Consider the following 18609-nt stretch of genomic DNA (forward strand, 5'->3'; position numbering starts at 1 on the left):
TATTTCGTTTCTTCACTGTTAACTGATCGCTCGAGACAACTCCATTATTCTATCACCTTAACCTACCTTTGTCAATATCTTTTTGAAACTTTTTTTATTTTTTCTTTTCCTTTTTCTTCATCCCCTTGTCATCTAAAATCTTTCAAGACTTCTCTGAGTGCTTTCACCATCTCTTGTCGGCCTTTGAACCGTTCGCCTCGGATTAGTTTCATATAGTTAGCTTGTTGGGTTGGGGATAGCTGGTCATAATAGCTTCGTAATCCATCTCGTAGTGTCAATAAGTCATCTTGTAAGAGCCCTGGACTGCGTAAGCAATGGCTCAGATCTCCTATCTCTTCATGCTGCATACGATCAAAGGTCCGTTTTTGGCTGGCTTGTTGGCGGAGTTTATCTTTTATATAGTTCCGAAACCGGACTTTGAAGAAGCCGTATAGGTTCTGACTGTCCTTAAGACCTGGGTACTCCTGTATGAGTTGATAGAATATGAGCATACCCTCTTGGTGCCAATCGCTTACTTCCCAGCCTTTTAAATAATACTCTCTGCGGGTTTTATCAACTATTCCCTTAACTTTTCGGTACTCTGATGAAAACATATTGTCTACCTCTTCCTATTTTTGTTTTCATTCTACTACCTATGTCATCTCCTGAACAGGACATAAATGTCCGATTACTCTTAAATACCAAAAAAACTAAACCTTTACTGGTCTAGTTTTTCTTTTATTTCATCGTAAGAAAGTGGGTGTACTTCTTCACCTTCGGTTAATTCATTATCCGTTGGCATCTGACCTGTTTCATACAAGGCTTTAATCTGTACACTATCCAATGTTTCATACTTAAGAAGGGCTTCCGCAATGAGTTGGTGTTTCTCACGGTTATCTTGGATAATCTCAGCTGCTTTATTATGAGCTTCTGTCAATAAATTGCGAACTTCTGTGTCCAATTCGTAGGCTGTTTGTTCTGAGATGTATTTTTGTGTTGTTTGTCCACCAAACATGGCATGGCTACCTTCGTATTGCATCGGACCCATTTTCTCACTCATTCCGTATTCAGCTACCATAGCACGTGCCATTTGAGTAGCTTGTTCAAAGTCATTTGAAGCACCGGTTGTTTGAGTATTGAAAATAATTTCCTCTGCGACACGCCCGCCCATCAGGCCTGCTAATTGCTCTTTCATATCTTCTTTAGATAGGAGCATTTGGTCTTCTTTAGGAAGTGCAATCATATAGCCACCTGCACGGCCACGTGGCACAATTGTTACCTTATGGACTTCGCGGGCATTTGACAAGACAAGCCCGACAATTGTATGACCGGCTTCATGATAGGCCACGATTTCTCGTTCTTTGGCTGAAACTTGGCGATCTTTCTTAGAAGGACCTGCAATAACACGATCTTCTGCTTCATCAATATCTGCCGCATCAATCTTGTCTTTATTGCGACGTGCTGCAACAAGTGCTGCTTCGTTCAGTACGTTTTCCAAATCAGCACCAACAAAACCTGGTGTCTGTTGGGCAACCAACTTCAAATCGACATCGTCTGCCAATGGTTTATTCTTTGCATGAACTTTCAGAATTGCTTCACGGCCCTTCACATCTGGACGGCCGACAAGTACCTTACGGTCAAATCGTCCTGGACGTAAAAGAGCTGGATCGAGAACATCACTTCGGTTGGTTGCAGCAATAACAATAATTCCTTCGTTGCCTTCAAAACCATCCATTTCAATCAAGAGTTGGTTGAGGGTTTGTTCACGTTCGTCATTACCGCCGCCCATTCCAACACCACGTTGGCGACCGACAGCATCGATTTCATCGATAAAGATGATTGCTGGCGCAGCTTTTTTCGCATCTTCAAACAATGAACGAACACGGCTAGCACCGACACCGACAAACATTTCAACAAAATCAGAACCAGAAATAGAGAAGAATGGAACTCCTGCTTCTCCAGCGACAGCTTTTGCCAAAAGGGTCTTACCAGTTCCTGGAGGGCCCTCTAGCAAGACACCGGCTGGAATCCGGGCACCTAGTTTGGTAAAGCGTTTTGGATCTTTCAGGAACTCTACAACCTCTACCAATTCTAGTTTTTCTTCTTCCGCTCCTGCAACATCTGAGAATCGAACTTTGATATTGCTCTGTTCCAAGGCTTTGGCTTTATTGCGGCCAAAATTCATGGCACCACGTGCACCTCCGCCACCTTGGTTCATCATCATCATGAAGAAGACGCCGAACAAGACAAGCGGAAATAGGTTCAGCAGGATATTTAACCACAAGCTATTAGAAGATTCTGGTTTGATTGTCACATCTACACCTTGTTCATCCGCTAGACTTTGAAGGGTTGACAAGGTTGAATCGGAAGCTAAAATCGTTGACCTAAAGTTTTTATAGGTTTGCGTGTCGGATACCTGGAAGAGCTTGATAGAGGAAGCTAGCTCACTTTTTGCTTCTACTGCATTCTTATAAGTACCCTTGATTTCGATAATACTGCTATTGGGTTGGTAGGTGAGTTCCGTAACATTTCCATTCTTTAATTCTTCTAGAACGGTTGAGTAGGAAATTTCCTGAGTTGCTACCTGACTGCCAGCATTCATGAATTGGAATCCTGTAATCAGTGTCGCAATGATGAGAATAATGAGAAAAGGATTTCTAATAAATCCTTTATTGGGCTGTTTGTTCATAAATTAGCAAAAACCTTCTATTAATTTGAATAGACTTCCTCTTTCAATACTCCGACATAAGGAAGGTTACGATAGTTTTCATTGTAATCCAATCCAAATCCAACTAAAAACTCTTTTGGAACTGTAAAGCCTGAATAATCCGCTTCAATTTCCACTACACGGCCTTCAGGTTTGTCAATCAAAGTCGCAATTTTAATTGAATTTGCTTGACGTAGCGCAAACAACTCTTTCAATTCTTTGAGTGTACGGCCAGTGTCAATGATATCTTCGATAAAGAGAATATCGCGACCAGCAACGCTGTTATCCAAATCTTTGATGATTTTTACAGTTCCGCTGCTTTCTGTACCACCGTGGTAGCTAGACACTACCATGTAGTCCGTCTCGATATGTGTATCGATATGTTTGATCAATTCTGCCATGAAAGGAATAGAGCCCTTCAAGATACCAACAAGAATTGGATTTTTTCCTGCATAGTCTTCTGTCAGAACTTTTCCTAATTCTTTACACTTGGCAGCAATCTCTTCTTCCGTAATCAGAACTTTTTTAATGTCTTTTTCCAGCATAAGTCTACTCTTTCATTTTTATGTATAATGTAGCTTTGATTATACCATTTTTTGCAGATTTACTCAAATCACTAGTAGCATTATTGGAAATTCCAAGAATTTTTCCATCTTGTTCAATCACAGCTGCCCTGCGACGTTCAGAAAATGGGATTTTATTGTCTATAAAATAGCGACTCACTTTCTTTTGAATCCCATTTAAGAGAATTCGGTCGCCTGGTTGCCAGGTCCGTAATAGGATAGGCTTTTCTGATGGTAAAGCAATACTCCAAGCATCAGGAAGGGGCTGATTTTTAGTGACCAGATAGGGTCCCCAATGAAAAATACCATCTGATTTTATCACAATGTCTTGGGGTGCACTATCCGTCTCAGGTCCTATTTTTTGAATAGACATGGTCTTGTAGTCTTTTTTCAACCAGTAGCCATTTTTCAAATAGGTGTGAACATTTGCCTTTTCTACTATTATATGGTGCAATTCTTTGAACTGGGCTTTTGAAAGATGAAGGTCAGGAAACTCTTGCAAGTAAAGCTGGAGTAAAATATATTGTACTGCTCTGCTTTGTCCCAAAAAAGTCGCAAGATTTGTCACATCCATCTCCTTTGTCAAATCGATCAGCGCCTGTTTAAAAATATGACTTTCTTGACCTACGTCAATCAAGGCTTGCGAAATGGCGGGATTCTCTTTTTCCAACTGGGGAAGGTAGTTGTTTCGAACTCGATTTCTAAAAAATGCTGGTGACTGGTTAGATTGGTCTTCAAAATGAAAGCAGTCCTCTAAATCTGATTTTCTAAAGTGTAAGAGCGGGCGAATCAACTGGCCTGGTGGAAACTCTTGGACTGGTTGCATGCCTGCCAGATGAATCATACGGCTGCCTCTCACCAATTTCATAAAAATGGTTTCTGCCTGATCATCTGCATGGTGGGCAGTCACCAAAGCGCTATAATCCTCTGTCTCCATGATGTCTTTAAAGAATTGGTAACGAAAATCTCGACCCCGTTCTTCTGTAAAGACACCTTGAAAAGACCGACAGTAAAAGGCCAGTCCATGTTGATGGGCCCAGTTTTGGAGATAGGCTTCTTCCTGGTCAGAACTTGGTCGGAGTTTATAGTTGACATGAGCTAGCCCCAGTTCAATTCCTAAGTCCTTGCGATAATGATAGAGAAGCTGAAGGAGGTTCATAGAGTCTTTTCCTCCTGAAATTGCCAAGAGGACGCGTTTGTGTTTATCAAAAAAGTGACCATCTTGTGTCACTTTTAAAAATTGTTTTTTTATCATTTTAGAATCTCATACACATCTTTTGCGATTTGTGAAATCGTGTCATAGGTAGATTTTTCTGTAAAGATAGAAAGAATGAAGGGACTGTCTGTATAAACGACTGCCACATCATGTCTAAAATCATAGGCATCTCCAATCTTATGGGCAACTGGAACGGGAATATCTTTAGAAATCCGTTGGTTATCGAACTTGGTTTCTTTCAGACTTTCCAAAACATAGCCATTTTGTTCATAGAGTTTTTCCATCATTTTTCCAGCCATTTTTGCAGAAGCGAGTCGTTCTTCCATGTCCCATTTTTGGCCAACAATGCCTTCAATGGTAGCGGTAAACGTCGCATCAAACTGATGGCTTGTGTAATAAGCAAGAATATTGCTAGCTACATTATCGGATTCTTTGGCTGTCCGATTAATCAAATCCTCGACACTATACACTTTATTATTAGCTGTTTTTGGAAGAGAACCACTTCCAAAAGCATCAAATGCTCCATAGAATTCCAATGTTTCCTTGGTGTAGGTTAAAGGTTGATTTAGTTGAAATTCTCCAGCATTAATGACTTCTTGAGCATAATAAAGGGTCGTTAATTTACTAGTGGATGCAGCATACATGAGTTTATCTTCATTCACTCCAGCTGTTTGACCTGTCTCAAGCTGCTGAACGTAGATTGAAAGAGTATCTTTGTTATACTTTTCTTTTAATAACTGCTGAACAGCTTCCATGCGATTGTCTGTTACAGACAAATCTTCCATGGCAATCCAGCCTAGTCCTTCTACATGAGCAAAGTGTCCCCAATGTGTTTCTGCTAATTGATCCACTTGAACAGCTTGATAGGCCTTTTTCTGCTTTTGACTCACTTGGGCTTGATTGGCAATCGGGCTGGTATAGAAAACCGCATCTGCCTTTGTCCAATAAGTTTGATCCACATCTTGGTTCGAAAGTATGCAATCATCATAAATCAGCGTCGGATCTGCTGCAATGTAGGTCTGGTCTTCTAATTGAAAAACCAAGACTTGCTGGTCATTGACACTGACTCCGACAATGCTAAAGACTTGATTGGGTTCAATCGTTCCCACTTTTTCGGTCAAGGCCTGGTCGGAAAATGTCGAGATTGTAGCAAAGACATTTGGATTGGATGGGACAGTTTGAAAATCCGTATTATACGACTTATAATTCAACTGATAGCGGGCTTGGTTGCTTAGTTGAAATGGAAGTTCTGTGCTATCTACCTTGGTAGCATTCCACAGCACTGGCAATAGCAATAGCAATAAAACGAACTGCATGTCCCCTCCTTTCCATACTTCTTCATTAGTTTTCGTCTGGCTCTTCTTGTGCCAGTTTTAATTCCTTATTTTTTTCAGATAACTCTTCTAGTTTATCATCAGAATATTGCAAGAACTTTTCAACTGTTTCAAAGATAGATGACATCATTGCGGTAGTATCCCTGGAATATTATAGATAAATTCCCCTTCCTTAGACCATTGGTATTTCGCGCGGACATATTTGGCTGCAAAGTCTTCATTTTCTAATTGTTTGACCAAAGCTGCGCGCTCTTCTTGCTCAGCCACAAGATTTTGATACTGGTTTTCCAATTCTACCAACTGGCTCTCCCTGTCTTTCAAAGTTTGGTAGCTTTGAACTAGGTTATAGGTTGGCAAAATGAACAAAAAGACCACTAAAATCAAAATGGAGGCCATAAAGCGATTTTTCTGACGCTTTTCTGCCAAGGTCAGCTTGCTTTTCTCACGTTGGTTCTGGATATAAGAATTATTGATTTGAACGATTTTCGACTTCTTCATCAGTTTCTATCCTTGTCTCACTGATTATTTCATACATTTTCAGTGCATCTTCTTTCTTGGTACTGTCCTTCATTTCAAGAACCTTTACAGTCAATAATTTGTTCCCAAATCGGATTTCGATCTGGTCCTCTAGCTTGACATCTGTTGAAGATTTAGCCAAAATGCCATTAATTTTGATCCGGCCCTTATCTGCAACTTCCTTTGCAACTGTTCTCCGTTTAATGATACGGGAAACTTTCAAATATTTGTCTAATCTCATGATTTCACCTCATCTCTTTATTTTATCATGTTTTAGTGAAAATGCGGGAATTATCCCGCTTTTCTCTGCTTGATTTCAACTAGTTTTTCGGCAAATAGCATCAATTCTTCCAGAATCTCAAAATCCTTTTTCCCTCTTACAGTAAAAATGACTTCTAATTGCCCCTTATTTTCAGCAATGCGGGCTTTCAATTGAGTCGCAGAAAGAGCTTCAAAATAGTCTTGTGTCAAGAAATGTTGACCAGCCATTGCTTCAAATCGCACTGTAACCTGATGGTCTTTTCGTTCAACCAACTGGGTAAAAGTTTGATCAAGAAAGGTTTTTAGTAAGCCGATTTCAAGTAAATAGGCCACCACATCTGGGTATTCTCCGAAGCGGTCCATCAATTCATCTTGCAATTCTTGATAGTTTACACGAGTGTCAATTTGCTTGATTCGTTTGTAAATTTCAATCTTCTGACGCTGGTCTGTAATATAATCACTCGGTAAGTAGGCATCAATTGCCAAATTGATCTCTGTATTGCTCTTCTGCCGTTTCTGACTCTTGCCTTGTTTATCAAGAATAGCTTGTTCTAACAACTGAGAGTAGAGTTCATATCCAACCGAATCAATAAAACCAGACTGGGCAGCTCCCAGAATATTTCCCGCACCGCGAATGGACAAATCTTGCATGGCAATCTTAAAACCTGAGCCTAGTTCTGTAAAGCCCTTAATGGCTTCCAAACGTTTTTCCGCCACTTCTGTCAAGGACTTGTCTGGGCGATACATGAGGTAGGCATAGGCAATCCGATTGGAACGACCGACACGACCTCGTAATTGATAGAGGGTTGACAGACCCATATGGTCAGCATTTTCGATAAAGAGGGTGTTGGCATTTGGAATATCGACACCTGTTTCGATAATGGTGGTGGTCACTAAGACATCGTATTCCCCTTCAATAAAGGCAAAGAGGGTATTTTCCAACTGGATTTCTGACATTTGTCCGTGAACATAACCAATAGAGGCTTCTGGGACTAACTCCTTCAACTCAGAAACCTTCTGTTCAATGGTGTCAACTTTGTTGTAAAGGTAGTAAACCTGTCCACCTCGGTCCAATTCTCTCAAAACTGCATCACGAATGACACCTGTATTGGTTTCCATAACATAGGTTTGAACAGGATAGCGATTGGTTGGCGGAGTTTCAATAACAGACAAGTCGCGGATACCAAGCATGGACATTTGAAGGGTGCGTGGAATCGGTGTCGCTGTCAAGGTTAAGACATCGATTTTCTTCTTGAGTTCCTTCAATCGTTCCTTATGTTTGACCCCAAAGCGTTGCTCTTCGTCAATAACCAGTAAACCTAGGTCTGCGAAGACAACATCTTGTGACAGGAGTCTGTGGGTCCCGATCAGGATATCCACCTGACCCTTTTTCAGTCTTTCTAAGGTCGCAGCCTGCTCTGCCTTCGTCTTAAACCGACTCATCACATCGACATTGACTGGAAAATCTGCAAAGCGTTCTTGAAAATTGGCAAAGTGCTGCTGGGCCAAGACAGTGGTAGGTACCAAAATGGCCACCTGCTTGCCGTCGTTGACTGCCTTGAAAGCTGCCCGCATAGCTACCTCAGTCTTACCGAATCCGACATCTCCGACTAAGAGACGATCCATAGGAGAATCCTTCTCCATATCTTTCTTGATTTCCTGAATGGAACGGATCTGATCATCGGTTTCCACATAGGCGAAGGCATCATCAAACTCTGTCTGGTTGGCATCGTCTGGAGAATAGGCAAAGCCCTTGAGCTGACTACGTTCGGCATAGAGTTTTATCAGGTCATCAGCAATGTCCTCCACCTGCTTCTGCACCTTCTGCTTGGTCTTTTGGAAACGGCCATCATTAAGCTTGTTGACTTTAGGAGTTTTTCCGTCTGATGCCAAATACTTGGACAGCAGGTCAATCTGGTCAACAGGGAGGGAAATCCTATCAGAATTTTGGTACTGAATGGTCAGATAATCCCTGTGAATACCGGATACGACAATGGTTTCAATCCCCAGATACTGACCAATTCCGTGTACATGGTGGACAACGTAATCCCCAACAGCCAGCTCTGTGTAGTCCTTCAATCGCTCGGCATTGGAAATATTTTTCCTTCTGACCTTCCGCTTGATTTTCTTATGGAAAATTTCGCGTTCTGTGATAAGGACTAGTTTTTCATCTAGGAAATGAAAGCCGCTAGCCAGGGAGCCAATGGTTACTTGTTGCTGACCCGCAACCAATTCATGCGGTGCATAGACAGGTAACTGAATGGCATATTCCTGTAACGTTTTCTGTAAAGCCTGTAAAGATGTCTGTGATTCTGCCTGGATAATAACCGTATAATTTGACTTGGCATAGCGGGCTAATTCATCTTTCAAAAGGGGAATTTGATTAAAAAATTCCTGCATAGGATGTTGGTTAAAAGAGTGAATAGCGTCAAAACGCAGGTTTCCTAAGCCCTTTTGAAAGGTAGAAAAGAAGGTCGCTGGTTTATATTTCCGAAGCGGTTGATAAGAGGAGGCGAAGTAATTAAGACTTGACACTGCTTTACCCTTTTGTAAATCATCTGTCAAGATACCAGCAACTTCCTTATCAAACTGAGCGTGTCGATCCGCAATCTTATGGAAATCATCTAAGAAAACAGGAGAGCCTGCTGGTAAATAGTCCAACAAGGTCCATTCTTGCTCATAAAAGAAGGATAAAAATCGTGCTAGGTCAGGGTGACGGTAAGATATTTTTACATCTGCTAAGACTTCCTTTAAGTAAGAGATTTGTTCTTCTGACTGAGAATTTTCGATTGCATTTTCTAGCTTCTCACTTGCACGCAAAAAGTCTTCTGCTGAGAAAATCATCTCAGAAGCGGGGGAAATCCTCACCTGATCACAGCTCTCTAAGGATTTTTGACTGTCGACATCAAAGGTCCGAATACCGTCAATTTCATCTCCAAAGAATTCCAATCGATAGGGAAGCTCTTCATTGATATCAAAAATATCTAAAATGTCACCACGTTGGCTGAATTCTCCTGCACTCAGTACACGTGATACCTTTTTATAACCAATGGCTGTCAACTGGTTGACAAGTTTGTCAACTTCTATTTCTTGTCCAATGGACAAATCTAGTTTGGCTTGGCGAAAAGCACTTGGACTGGGAAGTAGAATCCGACAGGCTGCCATGCTAGCAACTAGAATCCCACTTGCTGTTGGATCTAGTAGAAAGTTTAGACTATCAATTCGGGCTTGTGTTCTGTCCTTTGAAGCAAAAACAAATTCAGCAAGGGGACTATCATCTGTAAAGAAGTTGTAAACCACCTCATTACCTAAAATGGCTGCCAAATCTCCTGCCAGTTTTTCAGCTTCATTTTGACTGGCTGTTACCAGTAAGATTTTTTCTGAAAGGGAGTCATAGGCAGAGGCAATGGTCAGGGCCTTGCTACTGCCTGACAAGCCCATGACAAGTTGCCTGGTCGATTTATTCAGGTTTGCCTGCCAGGTTTGAATGGTCTTATTTTGACCTAGTAAATCTAATAGGTTCATTATCCGTTAAACTTTCTCATAATGGTATCAAAATCATCTTCTTCTAGATAAAAGTTGACAGCCTTGTCAAGTTTTTCTAAAGCTAGATCAATTTCGATACGGTCTTCTGTGTCAAAACCTGATAGGACGTGGTTGACAACACTCATTTTTCCTTTTGGACGGCCAATGCCAATCTTAATGCGGTCAAACTCCTGTGTCCCAATATGCTTGACAATGGATTTGATCCCATTGTGACCACCTGCTGAGCCTTTTTGACGGAAACGGATTTTCCCAACAGCCATGTCCAAGTCATCGTAAGCCACCAGAATATCGGTTTCATCTAGACCATAATAGGTCATCAGGGCATGGACAGCCTTGCCTGATTCATTCATGAAGGTGGTTGGTTTAACCAGAAAGATTTTCTCACCGTCAATAAAGGTTGTGGCAATGTCCGCTTGGAAAATCTTGTCGTGGTTAAAGGTCACATTTTCACGCTTGGCAATCTTATCCAGCAACATAAAGCCGACATTGTGCTTAGTTTCAAAATAGCGGTCCCCGGGATTGCCCAGGCCGATGATCAATCGTGTCATTTTTTCTCCTTATCGTCACTTAGTTTATCTTTTATTACTTCGTTAACTCACCTTGCCGTACTCTAGTACTGCCTACGGTTCGTTGCCTAGTACTAAAAGCAAACTAAACGACTAGAAATACCAAAAGGCTGGAAAATACTTTCCAACCTGATTGTCTATTATACATTAAAGCGGAATTCCATGATGTCCCCGTCTTGAACGACGTATTCTTTTCCTTCTTCACGGAGGCGTCCTGCTTCCTTGACTGCCTTCTCAGAGCCGTAGGTCATCAAATCATTATAGGACATGGTGACGGCACGGATAAAGCCTTTTTCGAAGTCTGAGTGGATGATACCAGCACATTGAGGGGCTTTCATACCGCGCTTGAAGGTCCAAGCACGAACTTCCTTCTCCCCTGCTGTAAAGTAGGTGCCAAGTCCAAGCAAGTGATAGGCTGCACGTGTTAATTTGTCCACGCCAGATTCTGTTAATCCAAGGGCTTCCAAAAACTCACCCTTGTCTTCATCATCGAGTTCTGAAATTTCTTCTTCCGCACGCGCAGAAATCACTACCACTTCTGCATTTTCTGTTGCTGCAAAGTCACGGATTTGCTGCACATAGCTGATAGAGTCAGGATCTGCTACCTTGTCTTCATCGACGTTGGCAACATAGAGGACTGGCTTGGTGGTCAAGAGGAAGAGTTGTTTAACGATTTTTTGTTCTTCATCTGTGAAGTCAACTGTACGAGCAGATTTTCCGTCTTCTAGGACAGGTTTGATTTTTTCAAGAACTGAAAATTCTGCGACAGAATCCTTGTCTTTTTGCGTACGGGCCATTTTTTCTACACGCGCATAACGCTTGTTGATGCTCTCTAGGTCCGCCAAAATCAATTCCAGGTTAATGGTATCAATATCTGCGATTGGGTCCACAAAGGCGTCTTCACGGCCTTGTTCACGCATGACATTTTCATCGTCAAAGGCACGCACCACATGAACAATAGCGTCAACTTCACGGATATTGGCCAAGAATTTATTTCCAAGCCCTTCACCTTTAGAGGCACCTTTTACGATACCAGCAATATCGGTAAATTCAAAAGTCGTCGGGACTGTTTTTTTAGGAGTGATGAGTTCTGTCAACTTCTGCAAACGCTCATCAGGCACTTCTACCATGCCGACGTTTGGATCAATGGTCGCGAAAGGGTAGTTTGCAGCTTCTGCTCCTGCCTTGGTAATTGCGTTAAATAGGGTTGATTTACCAACGTTTGGCAAACCGACGATTCCTGCTGTTAAAGCCATGTTTTTTTACTCTCCAATTAAAAATTCAATCATGACTATTATAGCAGAAAAGTAGAGAAAAAGCTTGCTGTTTGGCAAGCTTCGTTAAAAATAATGCATAATGAAAAATGAACCTAAAACAACAACTGCAACAAAAATGAGAGAGATAATATCTCCTCTTGTAAGAGGTCGTTTGGATTCTTCGTTCAAGTATTCCCAAACATTCATTTTTCCTCGCTGTTCCACCACAATTTCCTTCTCAGGCTCTTTTCCTAAAACCAGATAATCCAGACTGACACCAAAGATTTCTGCCAGCTGGACCAGTTTGTCGATGTCTGGCGTTGCTTCACCATTTTCCCACTTTGAAACAGCCTGACGGGAAATATAGAGTTTCTCTGCCAACTCATCTTGGGATAGGTTATTGGTTGTGCGTAAAACTCGAATTTGCTGTGCCAACTGATTCATGTTCATGTCCTCCTCTTTTTTATAAGTCTATTATAGTTTAGAAAGGAACAGTTGACTAGCACTTTTTAGGAAATATTCGCAACCAGCAGTTGCAAACTGTCAACTAGGTTTCACTAGGCAGCACTTGTTGCATTTTTCGTTTAAAATCATGCCGGCTCATCATGACTACATGGTCACAGTTGGTACAACGGATTTTGATATCCGCTCCTAGACGGATAACCTCCCATTTATTGGCCTTCTTGCCGGTCGATTTGATGACACAGGCATGAGGCTTTTTCATTTCGACAAATGATCCTAATTGATACATACTTTCTCCTTATCGGTATATCCTTCGTTCTTGACAGTTTAAAACAATCTCTCTAGCTTCTACTACCTCACCATCTATTTGGATGGCTATTACTTCATCTGCTATGACAGTGACTTCCTTGGCTATGCAGTGTTGGATAATCTTAGACGATTTATGACGATGAAAAATCATTTCCAATAGCGCCGTTATTCGATAAAAGAGAGAACCAGTAGCAAACCAAACCAGGTGCAACTGAGCTTGAAAGGGACTAGCGTCCGGCCAAATCATGATTCCCCCTCCAAAATAGGGATTGTTGGCCAAGGATAGAAAGAATAGGCGGTCTAAACGCATCTGCTCCCCGTCCAACTCCACTTGGACTGACAGAGGGGATTGACCAAATAAACTTCTTAGACCAAACAAGAGATAGGCTAGTTTCCCTAAACCAACTGTCTTTAACCATCTTTTGGTCCTCGATCCTTCTGAATAGGCGATAACCTGGGCAGCAAATCCTAAATCCAGACTATTGACGACAACTCCAAAATTCGATTTGAGAACTGTGATAGGGGTTGTGCGCTTTTCTATCAGCGCCTCCATCACTTGATGGATATCTTTGATAGCAAGGGCACGAGCAAAATCATTTCCAGATCCTGTCGGAAAATAGGCAAAAGGGATGTTCTCCGGCAGGGCCGTTAAGGCTTTTGATAGGGTTCCATCTCCTCCCAAAATCAACAAAGCATCCTGGTCTGGTTCGAACTCCGCCAAGATAGCCTGAATCTGACTGTACTCATCATCCACTCCCCTGGTCAAAAAAATAGTAGGGACTAGCTGTGGATAGGTATCACTTACCTCTTGGATAAGCGACTGTGCTCCCTGACTCCCTGCCTGAGGATTGGCTAAAATAAATAGCTTCATACAATACTCTTTTTTAAGATTTTTTTCTAGTATAACATAAAAAAACGTCCTTAGAAGAACGTTTTTTAAGATTTTAGTTGGTCCGAACTGGCGTAATCAATTGAATAAAGGATTCGTCTTCTTTATTTGGCACAACTGTGAACGGACGGACCGGAGAAATGAAGCTAACTTTTACCTGCTCGCTAGCAACAGCTTTCAGTGAATCGATCAAGTAACTTGGGTTGAAACTAATGACAAGATCCTGCCCAGTCACTTCTAGGGCATCCAATTCTTCATTTACCTTTCCGACTTCAGGTGAGTGAACGTAAGCTGTTACGCTACCGTCTTTGATTTCCAACTTCACTGTTCCATTTTGTGTTGCATTTGACAAGAGACGGGCACGCTCCATTGCATGTCGGAGATTTGCGGTGTCAAATACTGCGCTGGTATTAAATTCTGCTGGAATCAACCGGTCAGTATCAGGGTAGGTTCCTTCAAGCAAACGTGTATAGAAGCTGATATGCTCGCTTCTGAACAAGAGTTGGTTATTAGAGAAGAAGACTTCAACAGTTTCCACTTCATCTGTAAAGACTGAGGTAAATTCTCTGAGGGAACGGCTTGGAATAACAACGTTGAAATTATCTCCTGCTTTTTCAAGTTGGAGTTTACGCTGGCTCATACGGTGGGAGTCTGTTGCAACTGTTTTTAATTCTGTATGGTTTGAAAGAACAAAATGAACCCCAGTCAAGATTGGGCGACTCTCTTGAGTCGATGCTGCGAAGGCTGTTTCATTGATGGTTTGTTTCAATAACTTGGTTTCCAATACCAAAGGCGTTGTTGCTGGAACTTCTTGCAAACGTGGATAGAGTTCTGCTTCTTTTCCTTTCAAAGTGATTTCTGATTTACCACTGGTTAACACAACTTGCTTTTGTTCAATCTCAGTAAAATCAACAACAATATCTGGAAGACTAGAAATGACATTGATGAAAAAGGCAGCCTCTAAAAGAATGGAGCCTGTTTGGCTAACCAAAAGTCCTGCATTTTCATCTTGAACGGAAATATAATTTTCAATTGAAATCTGACCATTTGAACCTGTAAGGCTGATACCGTCAGTTGTAACATCGATTTTTACAGTTGAAAGAACAGGGATTGCATTTTTACTGCTGATGGCTCTTTTGGTAATATTCAATGCTTGCAGAAAAACTGTCTTATTGATAGCGAATTGAATCATGGATTCTCCTTTATATTTATTAATAATAAGATTAGTAGTAGTAGTAGGTCTTGTGTATAGTGTGGAAAAATAGGTTCAACCCTTGTCAAGTCTGAAAAACTAGCTTGTTCACAACTTGTGGAAAACTGTGGAAGAAAATAAAAACTTATCCACAGCTAGCGAATTTTATTTTTGATATTGGTGATTTCAATTTCTAGATTATCACTGTCCACCAGCATGTTGCGAATCTTATTGTAGGCATGCATGACGGTTGTATGGTCACGATTGCCAAAAGCTCGACCAATTTTTGGAAGGGAATTGTCTGTCATTTCACGTGCCAAATACATGGCTACCTGACGCGCGTGCACAATATGCTGCACACGTTTTGCTCCCTGGATTTCCTTTAGGCTGACTCCGTAGAAATTACCGACTTCTGTTTGGATTTTTTCAATTGGAATGACTGTATTGCGAGGATTGGACTGGTTGCGCGATCGAATTGCTTCTGCTGCCACTTCCACGCTGATTTCATCCAAATTCTTTATTTTAGCCAGTAAGTCAATATCTTTCAGTGCTCCTTCTAGGTCTCGGACATTGGATTCAAAGGATCCTGCGATGTATTTCAAGGTTTCCATCGGAAAGACATAAGGACTGTCTTGGATTTTACTCTGTAAAATAGCAATCCGAGTTTCTAAATCAGGTGGGTAGATTTCATTGGTCAAGCCCCAGCTAAAACGAGAGACTAGTCGTTCTTCTAGGTTATCCAAGTTTTTAGGATTGCGGTCACTGGTTAGAACAATCTGGCTATTTTTCCCGTGCAGGGTATTGAAAGTATTAAAGAATTCTTCCTGTGTCGCCTTTTTATTTTTTAGGGTCTGGATATCGTCAATTAGGAGCAGGTCAAGATTGCGGTACATGTTCTCAAAGTCCTTGAGTTTATCCAGACGATTGTGCTCGACATAGTCACTGAGGAAGGTCTCGGAAGTAACATATTTAACACGCGCGTGAGGATTAGCTTCAAGTACACGATTACCAATTGCATTGAGGAGGTGGGTTTTTCCTAATCCTGGGCCCCCATAGATAAAGAGTGGATTATAATAGCCTCCAAGGTTATCTGCTACGGCCAAGGCTGCAGCTTTAGAGAGCATGTTATTGTCACCCTGGACAAAATTATCAAAAGTATATTGAGATTTGATATCAGGATGTCCTTGCTGAACAGCTGGTGGTATCAATTCTTCTTGAACGACTCTAGCTACTGTTACTTCTTGTTTCAGAGGGGCTGGCTGTGTGTCCGTTGTTGAGTCCAGCTTTTCGAGAATTTTAAAACCGAGTTGAAAATCTCTGCCATAGACTTCGTAGCTGGCAGCATCAATCAATTCTTTAAAGTTCTTTGATTTTTCCCAATAGCGTTGTTTGAATTCTTTTGGAAGTTGAATCATTACTTCTTGATCGGTGATTTGGGCCAGGCTTGCACCAACAATATAGAATTCATAGATGTTTTTTGGAATATTTTCCTTAGCTAATTCAATAAAAATAGACCAAAATTCTTCTTCTTTCGTCATGACTGCCTCCTTTCGATGAGAAATGCTTTCCCCTAGTGTACCATAAATCCCAAAAGTTTTCCACAGACAAAAAAACTAATTCACATTGTTTAAAAAAGTTTTCCACAATATGTGGAAAATACAAAAAAGACTGGTAAGACCAGCCTTTTCTGCTTCTTTTGTCTGTGTACAAGCCTGTCGATGAAAAATTTCCACTCACAGGGTTATTTTAAGTTGTTGATAAGTCTTTCTAATTCTTCTAGGTTTGAAAAGTGGATGGATAGCTTTCCTTGCCCATTTGCTTTTTGGTGAATCTGAACCAGAGTTCCAAAACGCTTGCGTAGTTGGTTTTCGATTTCTTGTTTGAACAGATCTTGTTTAGCTACTCCTTTTTTCTTTCGAGGAGCCAAGATACTTTCTAGTTTTCGAACACTCATTTCCTGTTTTTCAATTGTCTCAATCCAGTCTTGCTGCTCCTTTTCAGACAATCCGATGAGAAGTCGAGCATGTCCCTGGCTTAGCCTGCCACTTTCGACTGCTTCTTGACTGGCTGGACTGAGCTGCAAGAGTCTGAGGATATTGCTGATATAGGGCCGTGATTTTCCCATTTGTCCAGCAATCTCGTCGTGGGTCATACCTCGCTCAATGAGCCGTTGATAGGAATGGGCTTCCTCGATAGGGTTGAGATCTGAGCGCTGGAGATTTTCGATAATGGCTTGATTGAGCAACTCCTTATCTGTCAGCTCCTTGACAATAACAGGAACTGTCTCTAAGCCAGCTAGTTTACTGGCTCGCAACCGTCTTTCACCAGCCAGCAATTCATAGCCATGGATAGCCGATTTTCGAACAATCAAGGGTTGAATAATCCCGTTCATCTGAATAGACTGGGCCAATTCCTGAAGCTTGTCAGGATCAAATTGTTGGCGTGGTTGATAGGGATTGGGAATAATATCAGTTGGAGATAGATAGAGTAATTCTTCCATAAGGCTAATTCTAGCAAAAAAAACTCTACTTTACAATAGTGTAAAGTAGAGTTGGTCTTGACTATTCTGTCAAGTCTTCTGTTGAGTGTGTCAACTTGATGGAAACAGTTTGTTTTTGATTGTTACGATAGAAAGTCACTTCTATGCTATCGCCAATGCTGTGTTTATAAAGGGCGCTTTGTAAATCACTCTTATTTTCAATTGCTTGGTCATTGATCTCTGTAATGACATCATATTGCTTCAATACCCCATCAGCAGGAAGTCCTGCTTGTGTAGAAACGATAACAACTCCTGATGTAATGGAGAGATTGTCGAGACCAGCACTTGCTAGCTGACTAGTTGAGAGATCTGTCAAGTTAAACATATGAACACCGAGAGCCGGACGTGTGACCTTGCCAGCACTTTCCAGTTGATTGATAATAGTGACCACATCATTTGATGGAATCGCAAATCCCATCCCTTCGACAGAGACCCCAAGTCCAGAAGTTGAACTAGATGTAATTTTGCTTGAGTTGATTCCGATAACCTGTCCTTGAATATTGACTAAAGGACCCCCAGAGTTACCAGGGTTTATGGCTGTATCGGTTTGGATTGCATTTGTCGAAATGGTTTGACCATCATCAGTTTGCGAAGTGACCGTACGACTTAGACTAGAGACAATTCCCTGTGTCACAGAGTTGGCATAGACACTGCCGAGCGGGCTACCGATAGCAATTGCCACTTCTCCAACTTTAATGGTATCAGAATCTGCAAAGGTTGCTACTGTTGTCACTTTTTCAGAAGAAATTTTGATAACGGCTAGGTCAGAATAGGTATCCGATCCGACCAACTCCCCTTGGATTTTTTCGCCAGAGGCCAGCAAGATTTCAATTTTTTCAGCCCCATCAATTACGTGAGTATTGGTTACGATATAGGCAGTATCTCCATCTTTTTTATAGATGACACCAGAACCTTCACCAGCAACTTGTAATTCATCTGAACTTGCTGTATTAGTTCCAAAAATAGAAGAAAATGTTGAGGCACTTGCCTGTCGGTAGTTGATAACCGATACAACAGCATCTTGTACGTTTTCCACAGCCTGAGTGACAGAGGTTTCATTATCATAGCTGACCGTGCTGACCTGGGTCGTTCCAGACTGTTGATTAGATGAATTCCCCTGGAAAAGACCAAGCGTTAAGGCACCAGCCAAGCCACCACCAAAACCAAATAGGAATAAAATGATATATTTGAGGTATTTTTTCATATAAGTACTCCTCCATATTTCTTAAGTTTTTCTTAATCATATAACCGTTTTCTTAATTATAACTTAAACG

At 41.3% G+C, this 18609-nt stretch carries 18 protein-coding genes; all 18 read right to left on the reverse strand.

Annotated elements, in window-relative coordinates; all coding sequences use genetic code 11:
* Positions 1-128 precede the first annotated feature (128 nt).
* The 18 genes from JNG37_RS03610 to JNG37_RS03695 all read right to left on the reverse strand — a co-directional run bounded on the left by JNG37_RS03610 (position 129) and on the right by JNG37_RS03695 (position 18557).
* A complete protein-coding gene (locus tag JNG37_RS03610; protein WP_158456098.1) occupies positions 129-593 on the reverse strand; it encodes a sigma-70 RNA polymerase sigma factor region 4 domain-containing protein in 465 nt (154 codons plus the stop codon).
* A gap of 104 nt (positions 594-697) precedes the next feature.
* Entirely contained in the window at positions 698-2668 is a 1971-nt protein-coding gene (gene ftsH, locus JNG37_RS03615; RefSeq protein WP_158456100.1) for an ATP-dependent zinc metalloprotease FtsH, read from the reverse strand.
* 20 nt (positions 2669-2688) lie between these two features.
* Complete coding sequence (gene hpt, locus JNG37_RS03620; protein WP_158456102.1) at positions 2689-3231, reverse strand: hypoxanthine phosphoribosyltransferase; 543 nt, start codon at positions 3229-3231, stop codon at positions 2689-2691.
* A gap of 4 nt (positions 3232-3235) precedes the next feature.
* Positions 3236-4501: a tRNA lysidine(34) synthetase TilS gene (tilS, locus tag JNG37_RS03625; protein ID WP_187321624.1), complete on the reverse strand. Its 1266-nt coding sequence runs from the start codon at positions 4499-4501 to the stop codon at positions 3236-3238.
* On the reverse strand, positions 4501-5781 hold the full coding sequence (locus JNG37_RS03630; RefSeq protein ID WP_158456106.1) for a serine hydrolase: 1281 nt from the start codon (positions 5779-5781) through the stop codon (positions 4501-4503). Before JNG37_RS03630 ends, tilS begins: the two co-directional genes overlap by 1 nt.
* 25 nt (positions 5782-5806) lie before the next feature.
* Positions 5807-5929, reverse strand: a complete 123-nt coding sequence (locus JNG37_RS03635) for an SP_0009 family protein (RefSeq protein ID WP_398582963.1) — start codon at positions 5927-5929, stop codon at positions 5807-5809.
* The gene (locus JNG37_RS03640) at positions 5926-6297 is read right to left on the reverse strand and encodes a septum formation initiator family protein (protein WP_158456108.1); all 372 of its coding nucleotides are present in this window, start codon (positions 6295-6297) and stop codon (positions 5926-5928) included. Before JNG37_RS03640 ends, JNG37_RS03635 begins: the two co-directional genes overlap by 4 nt.
* Positions 6266-6556, reverse strand: coding sequence for an RNA-binding S4 domain-containing protein (locus JNG37_RS03645; protein ID WP_158456110.1), 291 nt, complete (start codon positions 6554-6556; stop codon positions 6266-6268). The genes JNG37_RS03640 and JNG37_RS03645 overlap by 32 nt, the downstream gene beginning before the upstream one ends.
* Before the next feature lie 50 nt (positions 6557-6606).
* On the reverse strand, positions 6607-10101 hold the full coding sequence (gene mfd, locus JNG37_RS03650) for a transcription-repair coupling factor (RefSeq protein WP_158456112.1): 3495 nt from the start codon (positions 10099-10101) through the stop codon (positions 6607-6609).
* Entirely contained in the window at positions 10101-10670 is a 570-nt protein-coding gene (pth, locus tag JNG37_RS03655; protein WP_158456114.1) for an aminoacyl-tRNA hydrolase, read from the reverse strand. Before pth ends, mfd begins: the two co-directional genes overlap by 1 nt.
* Before the next feature lie 158 nt (positions 10671-10828).
* On the reverse strand, positions 10829-11944 hold the full coding sequence (gene ychF, locus JNG37_RS03660) for a redox-regulated ATPase YchF (protein WP_158456116.1): 1116 nt from the start codon (positions 11942-11944) through the stop codon (positions 10829-10831).
* 84 nt (positions 11945-12028) lie between these two features.
* Positions 12029-12388, reverse strand: coding sequence for a helix-turn-helix domain-containing protein (locus JNG37_RS03665; protein ID WP_158456536.1), 360 nt, complete (start codon positions 12386-12388; stop codon positions 12029-12031).
* Between the two features lie 103 nt (positions 12389-12491).
* Positions 12492-12695, reverse strand: coding sequence for a DUF951 domain-containing protein (locus JNG37_RS03670; RefSeq protein WP_158456118.1), 204 nt, complete (start codon positions 12693-12695; stop codon positions 12492-12494).
* A 9-nt stretch (positions 12696-12704) separates the two neighbouring features.
* Entirely contained in the window at positions 12705-13586 is an 882-nt protein-coding gene (locus JNG37_RS03675) for a diacylglycerol/lipid kinase family protein (RefSeq protein WP_158456120.1), read from the reverse strand.
* 73 nt (positions 13587-13659) lie between these two features.
* Entirely contained in the window at positions 13660-14796 is a 1137-nt protein-coding gene (gene dnaN / locus JNG37_RS03680; protein ID WP_158456122.1) for a DNA polymerase III subunit beta, read from the reverse strand.
* 155 nt (positions 14797-14951) lie between these two features.
* Positions 14952-16334 carry a chromosomal replication initiator protein DnaA gene (gene dnaA, locus JNG37_RS03685; RefSeq protein ID WP_158456124.1) on the reverse strand — a complete coding sequence of 461 codons (1383 nt, stop codon included), beginning with the start codon at positions 16332-16334 and terminating at the stop codon, positions 14952-14954.
* A gap of 203 nt (positions 16335-16537) precedes the next feature.
* Positions 16538-17296 (reverse strand): ParB/RepB/Spo0J family partition protein, encoded by a 759-nt coding sequence (locus JNG37_RS03690; RefSeq protein ID WP_158456126.1) that lies wholly within the window; start codon positions 17294-17296, stop codon positions 16538-16540.
* Between the two features lie 61 nt (positions 17297-17357).
* Positions 17358-18557 carry a S1C family serine protease gene (locus tag JNG37_RS03695; RefSeq protein ID WP_158456128.1) on the reverse strand — a complete coding sequence of 400 codons (1200 nt, stop codon included), beginning with the start codon at positions 18555-18557 and terminating at the stop codon, positions 17358-17360.
* Between the last annotated feature and the right edge of the window lie 52 nt (positions 18558-18609).

The sequence above is a fragment of the Streptococcus suis genome, assembly GCF_016775005.1.
Taxonomy (GTDB): Bacteria; Bacillota; Bacilli; order Lactobacillales; family Streptococcaceae; genus Streptococcus; species Streptococcus suivaginalis.